Genomic DNA, 17,010 nt, shown 5'->3' on the forward strand with positions numbered 1-17,010 from the left:
CGGTTGGCGGAACCTCTGGTGCGGCGATCCTAGACCGGAGCGGCTCGTTGACGCACCGGTGGCGGCCGGCTCAGTCGGCTGCCGCGTACCCGGCGGCGCCGGCCGAGGCCATGGCGAGCCACGCGTGCCAGGAGGCGGCGCCCCGCACCGGCTCGCGCCAGGGCTCGGCGCACCGCACCAACCGGGTGCCCGGCCGGACGAGCCAGCGGCGGACCACCGCGACCTCGTCGGCCGAGGCACCGCGCAACGGCCCCGGGCCCGGGAGCACCGTCTCGGCGCCGGCCTGGAGCGCGTCGACCACGGGCATCGGCGGCACGCCCCGGCGCGCCACCCCGGCCGCGGCGAGCCTGCCGTGGCGGACGACCGCCAGCTCCCACCCGCCGTCCCCGTCCGGCCGGGCCGCGACCAGCTCGGGCACCGCCGCCACCGCCGCCAGGCGCTGGCCCCGGATCAGCGCCCGCAGCAGGCCGACGAGCCGGTCCCTGCGCGCGCCGGCGTCCTCGAAGCGCTCGTCCTCGGCGAGCTGTTCGACCTGGCGCCGCAATCGCACCAGAGGTTCGTCGGACCGGCCGGCCAGCAACTCCGTCAGCAGCCGAACGGCGGGCGAGTACTCCTCGACCGTCTGCCGACCGGCGCACGGCGCGCCGCACCGGCCGATCTCGGCGAGCGCGCAGGGTCGGCCGTCGGGGCGCCTCGGGGAGATCCGCAGGGTGCAGCGGCGCACGGGAACCACGTCCTGCAACGCCTCCACGGCCTCCTGCGCGGCGTTCCGCGAGGAGAACGGCCCCAGGGCGGTCTCACGGGGCTCACGCACGACGGAGAGCCGGGGGAACGCCTCGTCGGTCAGCACGACCCACCAGGCGCGGTGCGGGAACTTCGACCGGCGGTTGTACCGGGGCTGGTGCGCGGCGAGCAGTCGGAGCTCACGCACCTCGGCCTCCAGCGAGTGCGCGCACTCGACGGCGTCGACGCGCTCGGCGATGCCCACCATCTCCCGGACGCGGCGCCGGGTCTCGCCGGCCGTGAAGTACTGGCGCACCCGGCGTCGCAGGTCGGACGCCGTCCCCACGTACAGCACCTCCTCGCGGGGACCGCGAAAGAGGTAGACGCCGGGGGAGTTCGGCAGGTGCGCCGCCAACTGCCGTTTGCGCCGCTGCGCGGGGGTGACCTCGGGGAGGAAGGCGAGCAACTCCTCCAGCGAGTGCACGCCCAACGGGCCGACCCGTTCCAGCAGACCGTGCAGCACGTCCACTGTGGCGCGGGCGTCATCGAGCGCGCGGTGCACGGGCCGGGTCGAGGCCTGGAACAGCTCCGCCAGCGCGGCCAGGCGACAACTCGGCGCCTCGTCCCTGGTCAGCACGCGGCGGGCCAGCTTGAGCGTGCACAGCACCTGCGGTTTCGGCCACGGGTAACCGAATCGTTCACACGCTGCGCGCAGGAAGGTCACGTCGAAGCCCGCGTTGTGCGCGACCAGCACCGAACCGGCGGCGAACTCCAGGAACGCCGGCAGGACCGTGTCCATCCGGGGAGCGTCGGCGACCATCGCCTGCGTGATCCCGGTCAACGCGACGATCGTCGGCGGGATGCCGCGCCCCGGGTCGACCAGCGTGCCGAACTCGCCGAGCACCTCGCCGCCCCGCACCTTCACCGCGCCGATCTCGGTGATCGCGTCCTCGTCCGCGCGCCCGCCCGTGGTCTCCAGGTCCACCACGACGAAGGTGGTCTCGCGCAGCGGCGAGCCGAGTTCGTCGAACGAGAGCTGGGCGGCGGAGGGGAGCGGGTCCATGGCGTGCCACACCCTAGGCGGGCCCACCGACGGCCCCGTGCTCGCCGGATCGCTCGGCCAGGTCAGCGCGCACTAGCCTGGGAGGGTGATGCCCCAGTCACCGGAGCCCGGCTCGTCGCTGCCGGCGGAGAGCACCGGGCCGTCCCGCGAGGACAGTGCGTTCGCCACTGCCGCCGACGCGGACGGCCCGGCGACCGACGCTGGGGAGCGCCCGCCCACCGCGCGGGGCGAGGAGGAGCCGGCGGAGGCGCTCGCGGTGGACTGGGCGGGGTTGCCCGAGGCCGTGCGGGTCAGGCTGGCCGAGATCGCGGCGGCCGCCGTGGGAGGCATGGCGCGGGCGGACGTCCCGGCGTCCGTGCGGCCGGTCGCGCGGTTCGCGCCGGCCAAGCGCGCGCGGCTGGGAGCCGGACCGCTCCTGAACGCGTTGCGGGACTCCTCGGCGTTCCGGGTCGCGGTCGTGGAGTGGGCCAGGGAACACCGGCCGGAGATGGTGGACACCACCGTGGACGATCCCGTGTCGGCCGCGGCCGCCGGGATGTTGCTCGGCGACCGCGCCGTCCGCGACCACGTCGCGGTGGTCGCGCGCCGCGCCGAGGACGCGCAACTGCGCGCGGAACGGGACGCGGCGGTGGCGCGGGCGGACAAGCTCACGGCCGAGGTGGAGCGGTTGCGGGCCGAACTCGCCGAGGCGCGGGGCGCCGTGCAGCGGGTGCGGGACGAGGGCGAGGCCGAGCTGGAGCGGCTGCGCCGGCGGCTGCGGGAGCAGGGCGTGCGGCTGCGCCAGGCCAGGGACGAGGCCGCGGCGGCCAGGGCGGACCTGGAGCGGGCCGCGGCGGTGGCGGCGGCGACCGAGCGGGCGTTGGCCGCGGAGCGGGACCGCGAGCGGGAGCGGGCCGAGGCCGAGCGGGCCAGGGCCGCCAGGGCCGAGGCCGACGCCGAGGTGGCCCGGCAGGCGGCGCGGGAGGCCCGGCAGGCCGACGAGGTGCGGTTGGCGTTGCTCGTGGACACGTTGGCGGGCGCGGTCACCGGGCTCCGCCGGGAGCTGGCGCTGGGCGGCAGCGGACCGCGTCCCGCGGACCTGGTGCGGGGAGCCACGACGCCACAAGGCGCGGTGGGCCGGGTGGAGGACCCCGCCGCGTTGGATCGGTTGCTCGCGTTGCCGTCGGTGCACCTGGTGGTCGACGGCTACAACGTGACCAAGACGGGCTATCCGGAGTTGACACTCGCCGACCAGCGGGACCGCCTGGTGAACCAGCTCGCCGCCCTGGCCGCCAGGACCGGCGCGGAGGTCACCGTGGTGTTCGACGGCGCCGGGGTCGTGGCCGTGCCGTCGGCGAGCCCGCGCGGGGTGCGGGTGTTGTTCAGCGATCCCGGGGTGTTGGCGGACGACGTGATCCGCGCCCTGGTGACGGCGGAACCGGAGGGGCGGCCGGTCGTGGTGGTCACCTCCGACCGCGCCGTGGCGGACTCCGTCCGGCGTCGGGGAGCGCACCCCGTCCCGTCGTCGGTGCTGCTCGCCCGACTGGGCCGCGTCTGACCGCAGGCCAACCGAAGCACGCGCGGGAGCGCCGCGCCCGACTCTGTCCTTTGTGGACACACTTCGGGGGCGACCTCGTGGACCGACTCGGAAAGGCTTGGAAAACAAGCGGTTGACGCCCTCGACCCTTCGGCGCCCCGCCCCAGCTTCGTGATCTCCCCCCAGCACAGCCCCCACCCGCCCTGGGGGGCGAGCCCCGCTCCAGCCTACCGCCGATCACCCCGCCGACCCAGCGGTCGCACCAACCCTGTGGAGGAAATCGGGTGACTGTGGACAACTGGGGAGAACCTGCGCCCAAGCCCTATTTGCCCAGCGCTCGATGGAGATCGCGAAGCGGGTGAGCCATCAGTGCGTGCCCGAAAGTGGACGGCAGACGTTGCACGCTGCGACATCCTCACCAGGGCGTCCTCGCGACAACCCGCCCCCGGGGCATGGCCGCACAAGCGACGCGTGCCTTTCGCGCACCCCGGTTCAGCTCTTGCTCGGCGTTGGGTCGACGGATCGTGAAGACCTCTGCTCGGAACGAACTCGGAACGAACTCAGAGCAGGCCGGGCAACGCTCCCGTCGCCTCTCACGTGAAGGAAATGACCACGTCAGGGGACTCGCGACGCTCGCGGTTCGAACTGGTGTGCGATAGGTTGGCCCGGTCCGTGCCGACGCCGCCCGGGCCGCCCCGGGGTGGAGAGGAGTCAGCGGTGATCGTCGACTGCGACAGGTGCGTGGTGCGCGGGGACGCCTGCCAGGACTGCGTGATCAGCCTGCTGCTCGGCGCGCCGCCCGGCGCGGACGTGGAGGTCCGGGAGGATCGGGGGCCGGGCCGGAGCGCCGACATTCCCATACCTGTGGGGAAGTCGCGCCGCCTTCGGTTGATCGCCCGTTCGGGGGGCGAGATCGGGGCATCGTCGGACTGTCACCGACGAAGCGCCGAACGGTCGGCCGGAAGCGCCGAACGGTCACAACAGCAGGTGAGCTGAGCGCTCGCACCCTACACGCTGCGGAGTCGCGGGTACGCCGAACGAGGCCTTGTGCACGTTTTCACGATTTTTCACCCCCCGGTGGTGGACGGGGAGGCTCACTTTTCGTAACCTAGCCGAGACCTTGCGCAGGAACGTCGATCATGGTGGTCGACGACGCAGGTCGCCGCCGAATCGGCTAGTCGGGGAGCCGAACCGGGGACCCAAACCCGCAGGGGTGAATCCGGTCCGGGCGTGTGGACCACGTCCTGCTGGTAGGGCGCGTCCGGCCCGAACCCGTCAGCTAACCCGGTAGGCGGTTGCCGAGGACGAAGGAGTTACGCGCGACGTGGCGTCGCAACGACTGAAGCGCACCTTGCGCGGGGCGCTGACGGCCACGGCAGTGGCGGCCGCAGCGAGCCTCGCAGCACCCGTGGCACACGCCGACCCCGAGCCGCCCGCGGCCAACGCCTCCGAGGCGGTGAAGAAGCTCAACGAGCTGAGCAAGGAGGCCGAGGCCGCCGCCGAGCAGTGGCACAAGGCCCAGGACGACCTCGCGGCCCGCAAGGCCGAACAGGACAAGGCCACGGCCGACGTCCAGCAGTTCGGCAAGGACGCCGAGCAGGCCAGGGCCAAGGAGGCGGAGTTCCGCGTCCAGGTCGACAAGCTGACCAACGCCTCCTTCCAGGGGGCCCGGTTCAACCAGCTCTCGGCGTTGCTGGTCAGCGACTCGCCGCAGGACTTCCTCGACCAGATGTCCGCGCTGGAGCTGCTGGCCAACGACAACAAGCAGGCGTTGGACAGGCTGGCCGGCGTGAAGGCCCAGACCGAGGAGGCCGAGCGCAAGGCCAAGGAGGCGCAGGCCAAGGCCGCCAAGGCCGCCGAGGACGCCGCCAAGATCGAGGCCGACCTCGCCAAGCGCAAGCAGGAGCTCGACGCGAAGGTCGCCAAGGCCAAGGAGCAGGCGAACCGGCTGACCGCGGCGGAGAAGGCCTCCCGCAGCGGCACGGGGGAGAGCGTCAACGTCGGCCCGGGCAGCGGCAAGGGCTACGAGGCCCTCATGGTCGCGCTTGAGCAGCGCGGCAAGCCCTACGTCTGGGGCGCGACCGGCCCGAACTCGTTCGACTGCTCCGGCCTGGTCGTTTACTCCTTCCGCCGGGTCGGCGTCCAGCTCAAGAACCGCTCCACCTACGGTCTGGTCACCGAGGGCACCCCGGTCCCGCGCAGCCAGCTCCAGCCCGGTGACATGGTGTTCACCAACAACAACGAGCACATGGGGATCTACGTGGGCGACAACAAGTTCGTCCACGCGCCCACCGAGGGCGACGTCGTCAAGGTCTCCTCGCTGGACTCCCAGCAGTTCTACGCCGCGCGGCGCATCTGACGAAGCCACGCCACGGCGCCCGTCGGGCCGGCACCCCCACCGGGGTGCCGGCCCGACGTCGTCGCGGACCAGGCCGTCGTGACCTCGCCGGAGCATCTGGTGGGCTTCGGTCATCCCGGCTCCCCGGTGGGAGTCGACCTTTACGATGCGGACCATGGCCGGGCTGGGCCGACTCCGTGGATGGCTGGTGGCGATCGTCGCGATGACGCTGCTGGCCGGCCTCGTCCTGGTGTCGGTGCCCTCGGCGGAGACCTCCGCGCCACCCGTCGCGGCCTCGGAGCCCGCGCTCTCCGACCCGTCGTCGTCCGAGGTCGCCCCCAACGCCAACCGGGCGCCAGCGGTCCGCCGCGACGATCGTGCCGACGCCGTCCGCGAGTTGTTGGAGCGCAGGGCGAGCGCGGTGCTGCGGCGGGATCGTGAGGCCTTCCTCGACACCGTGGACCCGCTGGGGGAGACCAGTTTCCGTACGGCCCAAGGTGCCCTGTTCGACAACCTCGACGGTCTTCCGTTCGGCGAGTGGCGTTACACGCTCGACGCCGGGCAGGCCCTGCCGCCACCGGCGCTGCCCTCGGGCGTTCCCTCGGCGGACGAACTGTGGGCGCCCAAGGTCGAGTTGCGTTACGCCTTCCAGGGAGTGGACGTCGTGTCGACGTCCCGCTCCATGGGCTACCTGTTCGCGCGGCGGGGCGGCGACTGGTTCCTGGTCTCCGACACCGCCCTGGAGCCGCAGGGGCGACGGACCTGGCGCGGCCCGTGGGACTTCGGCCCCTGCCAGGCGGTCCGCACCCGGCGCGGGATGGTGATCGGCCACCCTGGGAACCAGTCCCTGGCGGCGGCGGTGGCCCGGGAACTGGACGGCGCCGTCGCGGCGGTGAGCGAGGTGTGGGGCGACGGCTGGCCGGAGCGGGCGGTCGTGCTGCTCCCGGAGACGATGATCGAGCTCCAGGCGTTGGTGGGACCGGAGTTCTCGGTCGACGGCATCGCCGCCGTGGCCGTGGCCGACCGCGTGGACACCCGCGTGGGGACGGTGGAGGGGCCGCGCGTGGTCATCAACCCGCGCACGGCTTCCCGGCTGTCCCTGACGCCGCTGCGGGTCGTGCTCCGCCACGAGATCACCCACGTCGCGGCCAGGGGCGTCACCGTCGACGGCGCGCCGATGTGGTTGACCGAGGGGTTCGCCGACTACGTGGGGTACCGGACCAGCGGTCTCGCGCCCGCGCAGGCCGCGCCCGAGTTGGCCCGCAGGGTGCGGGCGGGGTTCCTGCCCGACGACCTGCCCGGCAACCGGGACTTCCAGACGACGGGCGACCGCCTCGACCTCGCCTACCAGCAGTCGTGGTCGCTCGCGGCGTACGTGGCGGGGCGGTCCGGCGAGGCGCGGTTGGTGCGGCTGTACCGGAGGATCGCCTCGGCGGGACCGACCGATCGGTCCACAATGGACAACATGCTGGCGGAGGAGCTGGGGGTCGGCCGCGCGGAGCTGCTGGAGGGGTGGCGGAGCCACCTGGTCGCCACCTTCCGCTGACCGGAGCAACGGCGGGATGGATACGCTCGCCCAGATGCGCCGCACCCTGCTCGTCACCAACGACTTCCCGCCGCGCCCCGGAGGGATCCAGGCCTACCTGCACGCGTTGGCCCGTCGGCTCCCGGCGGACGACCTCGTCGTGTACGCGCCGGCGTGGCGGGGCAGTTCGGGGGCGCATCCCGAGTTCGACGCCGAGCAGCCGTTCCCGGTGGTTCGGCACCCGGGGCCGTTGATGTTGCCCACCGCGGCGGTGTTGCGCCGCGCCCGGGAGGTGCTCAGGAGCGAGCGGTGCGAGGGCGTGTGGTTCGGCGCCGCCGCGCCGCTGGCGCTGCTCGCCGCGCCGTTGCGGAGGGCCGGCGCCGACCACGTGGTGTCGTGCACCCATGGTCACGAGGTCGGCTGGTCGATGGTGCCCGGCGCGCGGCGCGCCCTCCGGCACATCGGTCGGACGTCGGACGTGGTGACGTTCGTGAGCCGGTACACGCGGGCGCGGTTCGCCGACGCGTTCGGGCCCATGGCGGTGCTGGAGCACCTTCCGTCCGGTGTGGACACAGACGTGTTCCGACCGGACGACGCCGCGCGGGCGGAGCTGCGGCGGCGGTACGGGCTCGGGGACCGCCCCGTGGTCGTGTGCGTCTCCCGGTTGGTGCCGCGCAAGGGACAGGACGTGCTCGTGCGGGCGTTGCCGCTCATCCGGCGCCTCGTCCCGGACGCCGCCCTGCTCCTCGTCGGCGGCGGTCGGTACCGGAGCCGGCTGGAGCGAATCGCCGTCGAGTCCGATGTGGACGATCGTGTCGTGTTCACGGGACCGGTGCCGTGGTCCGAGCTGCCGGCGCACTACGCGGCGGGCGACGTGTTCGCGATGCCGTGCCGGACCAGGGGCGGGGGACTGGACGTCGAGGGGCTCGGCATCGTCTTCCTGGAGGCGTCGGCGACGGGCCTGCCGGTGGTCGCGGGGCGGTCGGGCGGCGCGCCCGAGACGGTGCGGGACGGCGTGACCGGCCACGTGGTCGACGGGTCGTCGGTGGCGGCGGTGGCCGAGGCGGTCGGCGGGCTGCTGGCCGACCCGGATCGCGCCAGGGGGATGGGCAGGGCCGGGCGGGAGTGGGTGTCGACGCGGTGGCGCTGGGACGACCTCGCGGCGAGGCTCGCGCGCCTGCTGGGCTGAGCGGTCCGGATCTTCCTGGGCTCGGTGTGAGGGCGGCCCCCGAGTGGGACGCCCGGGTACCTACCCGCGCCACGACGCCCGGTCCTGTCGTGGACTGCCCCCGAGTGGGACGCTCGGGTGGGGCGCGTGCGGCCGTTCACGGGGACGCTGTGTGACGGTGGCGGTGCCGGCGAGGGCGCTGTCGTGAGATCGGTGTCCCCACGGGTGAGCCTGGCTGGTGCGCGCTCAGCGACGGGTGACGGAGCAGATCGGAGCCTCGTGCGCAAGGCCTTCCCCTGTCAGGGGGACGGAGTTATCCCCAGGTGTCCAAGTTGTCCACAGGTTGGCCTCGGGGGGTGGGGCTCGCGGAGCGGGATGGGTAGGCTGGAGCGGGGCTCGCCCCCCAGGGCGGGTGGGGGCTGCACTCGGGTGGTGAGGTTGGCGATCCGGTGCGAAACCGCAGGTCAAGGTGCTGGTAGCCCCGAATGGGGGAACCCGCCGCCGGTGGGGTCCGGTGTCGTTTGGCAGACTCCCCGCCGTGCGCGTCTACCTGGGAGCTGACCACGCGGGCTTCGAGCTCAAGGCCCACCTCGTCGAGCATCTCACCCGCCAGGGGCACGAGGTGATCGACGTCGGGCCGGCCGCCTTCGACCCGCTCGACGACTACCCGCCGTTCTGCGTCGAGACCGCGCGGCGCGTCGTCGCCGACGAGGGCAGCCTCGGCGTCGTCATCGGCGGCTCCGGCAACGGCGAGCAGATCGCCGCCAACAAGGTCCCCGGCTGCCGGGCGGCCCTGGCCTGGAGCACGCAGACCGCGACCCTGGCCAGGGAGCACAACAACGCGCAGGTGATCGGCGTCGGCGCGCGCATGCACTCGGTCGAGGAGGCCACGGCGATCGTGGAGGCCTTCCTCGCCACCCCGTTCTCCGGGGACGAGCGGCACGTCCGCCGGATCGACATGCTCAGTGAGTACGAGCGGACCGGCCAGCCGCCGGCGCTGCCCCAGGGCTGAGCGAGGGCCGTGGCGCGGCGGGCGTCCGGGTTCGCCTGGGCCCTCACCCCGCTGGTGGCGGTGACGGGCACGCTGCTCGGCGTGCTGGCGCTGGCCTACGGGCAGGGCCGGCTGGTGCCCCGGATCGCGGGCGGGGTCGAACGGGTCTGCGGCACTGTCGACTGTGGACTCGGCGTCGGTGTGACGCTGATCCTCTTCGGGTTCCTCGTGGTCTGCGTGGCGATGACCGCGGGCTGTCTGGTGGCGTTGCGGCGCAGGGAGGATCCGGACGGCCGCCGGGCGGTGTGGCGCGGCGTGTGGATCACTGGGTGGTGCCTGGTGGTCTACGCCGCGCTGTCCGTCGTCGCCTGGTGGCCGAAGCTGTAGGAGGAGGACGTCCCGTGCCCGAGGGTCACACGCTGCACCGGCTCGCCCTGCTGCACCAGCGGCGCTACGCGGGCTCGCCGGTGTCGGTCTCCAGCCCGCAGGGCAGGTTCGCCGCTGACGCGTCCATTGTGGACGGAAGGGTGCTGGAGCGCGCCGAGGCGCACGGCAAGCACCTGTTCCACGTCTACGGCCCAGACCTGGTCGTGCACGTGCACCTCGGGCTCTACGGCGTGTTCACCGAGAAGCCGCTGCCCGTCCTCGACCCGAGGGGACAGGTGCGGATGCGCCTGGTCGGCCCGACCCACTGGACGGACCTGCGCGGCCCCACCGCCTGCCGCCTGCTCAACGACGCCGAGGTGTCCGCGCTGCGGGCGCGCCTCGGGCCGGACCCGCTCCGCCCCGACGCGGACCCCGACCGGGCGTGGGCGCGGATCAGCCGCTCCCGCACGCCGATCGCGGTGCTGCTGCTGGATCAGTCGGTGGTCGCCGGCGCGGGCAACGTCTACCGCGCGGAGGTGCTGTTCCGCCACGGCGTGCACCCGCTGCTGCCCGGCCGTTCCCTCGACCACGCGCTGTGGCGGACGATCTGGGACGACCTCGTCGCCCTGATGCGGGAGGGCGTGCGCACCGGGCGCATCGACACCGTGCGGCCCGAGCACGACCCGACGGTCACCGGGCGCGAGCCCCGGCGCGACCGGCACGGCGGCGAGGTCTACGTCTACCGGAGGGCCGGGATGCCCTGCCTGGTCTGCGGCACGCCCGTGTCCTGGCGCGACCTGTCCGGGCGCAAGCTCTACTGGTGCCCGACCTGTCAGCCGGAGATCTGAACCTCCCGGAACTCTCGCCAGCCTGGCCGGTCGACGCCTTCCCAGCGCGTCCAGATCCGGGCGACGCGCCGAGCCCCGAGTCCCTCCAGGCCCTGGCGAATCATCGCCTGACGAAACGCCGGAGGCCGGCGCCCCGCGGGGCGCCGGCCTCCAAGAGCGTCCGTGGCCGGACCTGTCGGACCTGCGGGCCCGGAAGCCCGCTCAGAAGTCGAAGTCGCCGCCCCCGTCGCCGCCGAAGTCGAAACCACCGCCGAAGTCGAAGCCGGAGTCGCCGCCGCTCGGGTCGAAACCGCCCCCGTCGCCGCCGGCGTCCATCGCGTGGCCGTCGTGCAGGCCCTCGGCGTAGGCCGCCGCCGCGATCGCGTCCGCGTTCACGCCGTGCATCCCGGAGAACATCGCGTCGAACAGCAGGAACGAGCCCACGCCCCAGGCGCCGGCCACCAGCGCCGGCTTCCACCACGGCTCGCTGTACCAGCCCTGCGGGACCGGTCGCCCGGCCACCATGCCGCCCGGGTAGTAGTGCGGCGTCCCCGAGGTCGGCTGCGGCGAGGCCGCGTAGTCGTGCCCCTGCACCGAGACCCTGCGCTCCTCGGTCACCTTGCCGGCGTTGCGCTGGCCGGAGAGGTCGGGCAGCTCGGGGCCGGGGTCCAGGTCCATGGCCACCCGCGCCGCCCGCACGTAGTACAGGCCCTCCAGGGCGGTCTGGGTGACGAGCTGGCACTGCTGGGCGGTCCTGGCCTGCTCCATCTGCGAGCCGGCGGCGGTGTACCGCTCGGAGGCGTCGGCGAGCGCCTGCTTGGCGGCCTCGGTCGTCCCGACGAGGTTCATCACCTGGCCGCCGAGCCGCTCGACCCAGCGGCGCGCCTCCGCCTTCGCGTCGTCCAGCGCGCGTTGCTTGGCGGCGGCCTGCTGCCGATACCACAGGAACCCGCCGCCGGCCACCAGCACGAGCACCAGCAGCAGGATGATGACGCTGGTCACGAAGTCCTCCACAAGCCGCGTCCCCGTCGCGCCCGAGGACGCGCCACCGAACCGACGAAGCGGGCCGCGCCGGCGTCGCCGCCGGTCGGCCCCGATCCACCGCGTCAACGTACGGTGTCGAGCCCGAGTTCCGCCGGCAGGGTCACAACCAGTTGGGGACAGAACCGCCCAGCGCCGGATGACCGAGAGACGGAACGACCAAGAGACACAACGACCGAGAGACAGAACGACCGAGACGGAACGACCGAGAGACACAACGACTCAGCGCCGGAACGCTTGAGGGCCGGAACGAGTGAGGGCCAGAACCGGCCAGCGTCAGAACGACTCGGGGCAGTGGGGCGCGCGGTCCCCGGCGAACGCGCGGCTGACCGTCGCCACCGCGCCCGGCCGCGCCTCGCGCACCCGGCCCGCGTCGGCCAGCTCGACCAGCGTGGGGCCGCCGAGGAACGCGGAGCCGAGCGCGGCGACGTCCAGCACCAGGTCGGGCTCGGCCTCGGTCCGGCGCACGTCGGCGGTCCCGGACGCGTCGATCCGCAGCCGCCACCGGCCGGCGTTCCACGGGCAGAACGCGTCGGTGACCTCCATCACGACGTCCGTGGGCGCGGCGTAACGGCGGGCCATGAGTCCCCGGTCGACGTCCACCACTCGCGCCCAGAGCGCGTCGTGCAGGGTGCGCGGGGCCAGCCGGGGATCGACCAGGAGGTGGGGGAGCGGCTCGTCGGACCTGGCGAAGGGGTGTTCGACCTCGCCGACGAGGTCCAGGTCCAGCAGGTACCGCCACAGGGCCGCGTAGGCGACCGGTGTGGCGGCGACGATCTCCCGCACCCGGAGCAGGTGGCGGGGGCCGCGGTCGGTCCAGTCCTGCCGCACGGCGTACGTGGCGTACCCGTCCGGGTGGACGGCGAAGCGAAGCCGGGTGAACCCGTCGGCGACCGCGTCGTCATCGGCGTACCACCACCGCCAGGCCGTCTCCGGCCGGGAGATCCAGCCGACGCTGGTCGCGGCCACTTTCGTGTGCAGCTCGCGCAGCAGCGGCGCCGCCTGCTCCTCGGGGAGGTCGCGCACCCGGTCCTCGCCCACGTCCACGCCGTCCCGGAACGCCGCGCCCCTCGGCACGGCGACGCGGCACCGCCATGCCGCCGGCCCGTAGCCGAAGCGGCCGTAGATGCCGCCCTCCGAGGCCCACAGGGCCGCGACCGGCTCCGCTCCGGCCTCGTGCAGCCCGCGGAGCTGCGCGCGCATCAACGCCGTGAGCACGCCACGGCGGCGTTGGTCGACCGCGACGACCACTCCGGTGACACCGGCGACCGGGCTCGGCCCGACACCGGGCAGCGTCATGTCGAGGGTGAGGGCGAAGGCGCCGCCCAGCAGGGTGCCGTCGGTGTCGAACGCGCCCAGGCTGCGCGGGAGTTCGACGCGCGCGGTGTCGCGCTCGACGGCCGCCGGCGTCGAGTTGACCAGGAAGGCGTCGTGGTCGAGGCGGATGTACTCCTCGATCTGGTGGGCGGCCAGCGGCCGGACGGTCAGCGCGGATTCGGACATAACTCCGCTTGGTACTCGGTCCCGAGGTGCCCGGGCCAGCCGACATGACCGGTCGGGCGGCCCCCGGTCGTACGGTTTCGCTCAGTCGCGCACGCCGGAGAGGACGTCGGCGACCCGTTCGGGGCGCGCCACGTGCGGGCAGTGGCCGCCCAGCAGCTCCACGCACGCCGCGCCGAGGCGCTCGTGGGCCGCGCGGCGCATCCAGTCCGGGCGCAGGGTGCGGTCCTCGACCGGGAGCAGGTAGGTCGACGGGATCGCCCGGGGATCGGCGGTCGGGCGGTGCTGGTAGACCGCCTCGGCCCGGAACGGGCGCACCGTTCCCAGCGCCCAGCGCAGGGTGGCCAGGTCGCAGTCGTGGAACAGGAAGTACGCGGCGAGCACCGGATCGGTGGACGGGTCCTGTCCCAGCCACTCCTGGTTGACCGTCGCCGCAGGGTCGCCGCCGACGTCCTCCAGCAGGCACGCGCCCCCGTCGAAGTCCGGGACGTAGGCGGCCAGCCACACCTGGTGGCTCGCGTCGAGGGCCTGGGCCAGCGCGGGCAGCAGCGCGCCGCTGCCCGAGTGGGCGACCACCACCGGCGCCCGCGCCCGGTCGGCCCACCAGCGGGTGGCGTGCCGCGCGTAGGCGGTGGCCGGTGCGTCGGCGGGCACCTCGGCCAGGTCGAGGCAGTGCGCGTGGTGACCGCGCTCGGACAGCGCCGCGACGAGCCGGTCCCATCCGGACGGAGCCTGCGTCGTGCCGTGCACGAGCACGAAGTCCACACGCGCCTCCGGGACCGGGGGAGGTTCAAGATCCGGCACGCAGCCTAGCCAGGGACCCGCTTCCCCGGAACGGTCGACCGCGCTCCGCCGAGCGCGTCGCCGCGGCGACCGGCTCACGGGAGGAGACAGTCCGAGCGTGACGCCGGTCACCTCGACGTGTTCCGGGGTGCGGACCGAGGGGGTCGCGCCTGTCCGAGGTTGGCCGGGGCGCGCGTCGCGCCGCCGTCGAGCACCGGCCACGCGGTGGTCCGAGAACGGGGAAGGGGTGGGACCGAAAACCGGTCCCACCCCTTCCACCAGGCCCTGACCTGGGCCCGCGGTGTGGAGCGGGTGACGGGAATCGAACCCGCACAACCAGCTTGGAAGGCTGGGGCTCTGCCATTGAGCTACACCCGCTTGCGGCCCGGAGCGCCGGGCGCGTTCAACAGCCTAGCGCGTCACGCTAGGCTGCTTGTGCACCACCGGTCAGAAAGTCGGCCCAGCCGAGGTGACCGACGGTGCGACGGGGTGTGGCGCAGCTTGGTAGCGCACTCGCTTTGGGTGCGAGGGGCCGTGGGTTCGAATCCCGCCACCCCGACGACGTCGGGCAGGAGCGGAGGGTGTGTTGGCGGAGCGGTTGAGGTACCGGTTGACCACCGGTCCCGACGACGCCGCGTTCTGCCGCCGGATCAGCGCCCTGCTCGACGAGGGGTACCGCCCGCACGGCTCGCCCGCCCTCACCTTCGACGGGGAGCGCGTCGTCGCGGCCCAGGCCCTGGTCTGGGCCTCCGCCCCCGCGGGCGCGCCCGGCGCCGCGGTGGAGACCGCGCGCGGCTAGGGCCGCGAGGGCCAGCTTCGGGTGGACCCCCTGACGGCCTAGACTTGGCCGGACGTCCACGCGCCGCCGTCGGGCCTGGCGCTGGACCCCCACTGCACGCCCTGTTCCACGAGGAGACCACGTGAAGAGCACCGTCGAGCAGCTCAGCCCGACGCGCGTCCGGATCAACGTCGAGGTGCCGTTCGACGAGCTCAAGCCGAGCTTCGATCGCGCCTACCGGAAGCTCGCCCAGCAGGTCCGCATCCCCGGCTTCCGCCCTGGCAAGGCGCCGGCCCGCGTGCTGGAGAGCCGGATCGGTCGCGCCCCGGTGCTCGACGAGGTCGTCAACGAGGCCATCCCCGCCAAGTACGGCGAGGCCGTCACCGCCGGCGAGGTGCGCCCGCTGGGCCAGCCGGACATCGAGGTGACCAAGCTGGAGGACGGCGAGCTGCTGGCCTTCACCGCCGAGGTGGACGTCCGGCCGAAGATCGAGCTGCCCGCCTTCGACGGCATCACCGTCACCGTCGACGACGTCGAGGTGACCGACGAGGACGTGGACAAGCAGCTCGACGAGCTGCGCGCCCGCTTCGGCACCCTGGTCGGCGTCGAGCGCCCCGTCCAGCAGGGCGACTTCGTCGTCCTCGACCTGTCGGCCACCGTGGACGGCGAGGACGTCCCCGACGCCCGGACCACCGGCCTGTCCTACGAGGTCGGCTCCGGCCAGCTCGTCGAGGGCATCGACGACGCCCTGGTCGGCGCCGCCGAGGGTGAGACCCGCTCCTTCACCACCACCCTGGTGGCCGGCGAGCACGCCGGCAAGCAGGCCGAGGTCAGCGCCGTGGTCACCTCGGTGAAGGAGCGGCAGCTCCCCGAGGCCGACGACGAGTTCGCGCAGCTCGCCAGCGAGTTCGACACCCTGGACGAGCTGAAGGCCGACCTGCGGGAGCGGCTGGGCCGCGTCAAGCGCATGCAGCAGGCCATGCAGGCCCGCGACAAGGTGCTGGAGGCCCTGCTGGAGGCGGCCGAGGTGCCGCTGCCGGAGAAGGTCGTCGAGTCCGAGGTGGGCGTGCGCAAGCACGACGCCGTGCACCCGTTCGACCACGACGAGGCGCGCTTCGCCCAGTGGCTGGAGTCGCAGGGCCAGACCCTGGAGGACTTCGAGAAGGAGGCCCGCGAGGACGCCGAGCGCGCGGTCAAGACCCAGTTGCTGCTCGACGCCATCGCCGACGCCGAGGAGCTCGGGGTCACCGACCAGGAGCTGACCGAGCGCATCGTGTACCAGGCGCAGCGCTTCGGCATCAGCCCCGACGAGTACGTGCAGCGCGCCCAGCAGGCCGGCCAGCTCGGCGTGATCTTCGCCGACGTGCGGCGCGGCAAGGCCCTCGGCGTCGTGGTCCGGCAGGCGACCGTGACCGACGCGTCCGGCGCGACCGTGGACTTGTCCGACCTGTTCGGCGAGGAGCAGGGCGGGAAGGACGAGTCGGGCGCCGAGTCCGCCGAGGCCGGTCAGACCGAGCAGAAGTGATCACCGGGCGTGCCGGGACCGCCTTCCGGCACGCTCTCAGCGAACGCGGGCGGTGTCGGGAAGTCGGCGCCGCCCGCCTTCGTTAGGGTCGGTTGGGACGGGTCCGCCACACGGACCCCACGGCTTACGCAAGACCAACGAAGGATCACGGCGGGGCACCCCGCCGGCGTCGACGGCGCCGGCCCCGGGCCGCTCGCCCGCCGACCACCTGGGAGAAAGCAGGCAGACGTGACGCAGCACCTCACCGTCCCCGGGGGCGGTCCCACGCTTCCGCAGATGCGGGCCGGCGGGGGCATGTCGCTCAACGACTCGGTGTTCGAGCGGCTGCTCCGTGAGCGGATCATCTTCCTCGGCCAGCAGGTCGACGACGCGATCGCGAACCAGATCTGCGCGCAGCTCCTGCTGCTGGCCGCGGAGGACCCGGAGCGGGACATCACGCTCCACATCAACTCGCCGGGTGGCTCGGTCACCGCGGGCATGGCGATCTACGACACCATGCAGTACGTCGAGTGCGACATCAAGACGGTGGGCATGGGCCTGGCGGCCTCGATGGGGCAGTTCCTGCTCTGCGCCGGGACCCCGGGCAAGCGTTACGCCCTGCCGCACGCGCGGATCATGATGCACCAGCCGTCCGCCGGCGTCGGCGGGACCGCCTCCGACATCAAGATCCAGGCTGAGGTCTTCGCCAAGCACAAGCGGGAGATGGCGGAGCTGATCGCCCAGCACACGGGGCAGCCGGTCGACAAGATCGCCGAGGACTCCGAGCGGGACCGGTGGTTCACCGCCCACGAGGCCCTGGAGTACGGCTTCATCGACCACGTCGTCACCCGCGCCACCCAGCTCGCCGACGGCAACTGACCGCACCA

Annotated in this window: 15 protein-coding genes, 2 tRNA genes and 1 riboswitch; of the genes, 12 read left to right on the plus strand and 5 right to left on the minus strand. The window is 73.6% G+C overall.

Annotated features, from left to right (window positions below):
- Positions 1 to 70 precede the first annotated feature (70 nt).
- On the minus strand, positions 71 to 1,786 hold the full coding sequence (locus tag LX15_RS19035) for a DEDD exonuclease domain-containing protein (protein ID WP_253670968.1): 1,716 nt from the start codon (positions 1,784 to 1,786) through the stop codon (positions 71 to 73).
- A gap of 88 nt (positions 1,787 to 1,874) precedes the next feature.
- Between LX15_RS19035 and LX15_RS19040 the strand changes: the two genes are divergently transcribed.
- The 8 genes from LX15_RS19040 to LX15_RS19075 all read left to right on the plus strand — a co-directional run bounded on the left by LX15_RS19040 (position 1,875) and on the right by LX15_RS19075 (position 10,538).
- On the plus strand, positions 1,875 to 3,323 hold the full coding sequence (locus LX15_RS19040) for an NYN domain-containing protein (protein WP_253670969.1): 1,449 nt from the start codon (positions 1,875 to 1,877) through the stop codon (positions 3,321 to 3,323).
- A 696-nt stretch (positions 3,324 to 4,019) separates the two neighbouring features.
- Entirely contained in the window at positions 4,020 to 4,298 is a 279-nt protein-coding gene (locus LX15_RS19045; protein WP_253671030.1) for a hypothetical protein, read from the plus strand.
- Positions 4,299 to 4,455: 157 nt separating this feature from the next.
- Positions 4,456 to 4,611, plus strand: a riboswitch (cyclic di-AMP (ydaO/yuaA leader).
- 99 nt (positions 4,612 to 4,710) lie between these two features.
- Positions 4,711 to 5,661 (plus strand): C40 family peptidase, encoded by a 951-nt coding sequence (locus LX15_RS33175; protein WP_253670970.1) that lies wholly within the window; start codon positions 4,711 to 4,713, stop codon positions 5,659 to 5,661.
- Between the two features lie 154 nt (positions 5,662 to 5,815).
- Positions 5,816 to 7,186, plus strand: coding sequence for a basic secretory family protein (locus LX15_RS19055; protein ID WP_253670971.1), 1,371 nt, complete (start codon positions 5,816 to 5,818; stop codon positions 7,184 to 7,186).
- 34 nt (positions 7,187 to 7,220) lie between these two features.
- Complete coding sequence (locus LX15_RS19060; protein ID WP_253670972.1) at positions 7,221 to 8,354, plus strand: glycosyltransferase family 4 protein; 1,134 nt, start codon at positions 7,221 to 7,223, stop codon at positions 8,352 to 8,354.
- Between the two features lie 517 nt (positions 8,355 to 8,871).
- Entirely contained in the window at positions 8,872 to 9,345 is a 474-nt protein-coding gene (locus tag LX15_RS19065) for a ribose-5-phosphate isomerase (protein WP_253670973.1), read from the plus strand.
- Between the two features lie 9 nt (positions 9,346 to 9,354).
- Entirely contained in the window at positions 9,355 to 9,711 is a 357-nt protein-coding gene (locus LX15_RS19070; RefSeq protein ID WP_253670974.1) for a hypothetical protein, read from the plus strand.
- Between the two features lie 14 nt (positions 9,712 to 9,725).
- Complete coding sequence (locus LX15_RS19075) at positions 9,726 to 10,538, plus strand: Fpg/Nei family DNA glycosylase (protein ID WP_253670975.1); 813 nt, start codon at positions 9,726 to 9,728, stop codon at positions 10,536 to 10,538.
- Between the two features lie 201 nt (positions 10,539 to 10,739).
- Here the strand turns inward: LX15_RS19075 and LX15_RS19080 are convergent, their stop codons facing one another.
- The 4 genes from LX15_RS19080 to LX15_RS19095 form a co-directional block, all read right to left on the minus strand.
- The gene (locus LX15_RS19080) at positions 10,740 to 11,519 is read right to left on the minus strand and encodes a hypothetical protein (protein ID WP_253670976.1); all 780 of its coding nucleotides are present in this window, start codon (positions 11,517 to 11,519) and stop codon (positions 10,740 to 10,742) included.
- 315 nt (positions 11,520 to 11,834) lie between these two features.
- On the minus strand, positions 11,835 to 13,061 hold the full coding sequence (locus LX15_RS19085) for a GNAT family N-acetyltransferase (RefSeq protein ID WP_253670977.1): 1,227 nt from the start codon (positions 13,059 to 13,061) through the stop codon (positions 11,835 to 11,837).
- An 81-nt stretch (positions 13,062 to 13,142) separates the two neighbouring features.
- Positions 13,143 to 13,823 (minus strand): alpha/beta hydrolase, encoded by a 681-nt coding sequence (locus LX15_RS19090; protein WP_253670978.1) that lies wholly within the window; start codon positions 13,821 to 13,823, stop codon positions 13,143 to 13,145.
- Positions 13,824 to 14,145: 322 nt separating this feature from the next.
- Positions 14,146 to 14,219 (minus strand) — tRNA-Gly (locus LX15_RS19095).
- 107 nt (positions 14,220 to 14,326) lie between these two features.
- Between LX15_RS19095 and LX15_RS19100 the strand changes: the two genes are divergently transcribed.
- The 4 genes from LX15_RS19100 to LX15_RS19115 all read left to right on the plus strand — a co-directional run bounded on the left by LX15_RS19100 (position 14,327) and on the right by LX15_RS19115 (position 17,002).
- Positions 14,327 to 14,400: transfer RNA gene (locus LX15_RS19100), tRNA-Pro, on the plus strand.
- Positions 14,401 to 14,427: 27 nt separating this feature from the next.
- On the plus strand, positions 14,428 to 14,640 hold the full coding sequence (locus LX15_RS19105; protein WP_253670979.1) for a DUF1737 domain-containing protein: 213 nt from the start codon (positions 14,428 to 14,430) through the stop codon (positions 14,638 to 14,640).
- A gap of 121 nt (positions 14,641 to 14,761) precedes the next feature.
- On the plus strand, positions 14,762 to 16,144 hold the full coding sequence (gene tig / locus LX15_RS19110) for a trigger factor (protein WP_253670980.1): 1,383 nt from the start codon (positions 14,762 to 14,764) through the stop codon (positions 16,142 to 16,144).
- A 276-nt stretch (positions 16,145 to 16,420) separates the two neighbouring features.
- Positions 16,421 to 17,002 (plus strand): ATP-dependent Clp protease proteolytic subunit, encoded by a 582-nt coding sequence (locus tag LX15_RS19115; RefSeq protein ID WP_253671024.1) that lies wholly within the window; start codon positions 16,421 to 16,423, stop codon positions 17,000 to 17,002.
- The last annotated feature ends 8 nt before the right edge of the window (positions 17,003 to 17,010 follow it).

Source organism: Streptoalloteichus tenebrarius (assembly GCF_024171885.1).
Lineage (GTDB): Bacteria > Actinomycetota > Actinomycetes > Mycobacteriales > Pseudonocardiaceae > Streptoalloteichus > Streptoalloteichus tenebrarius.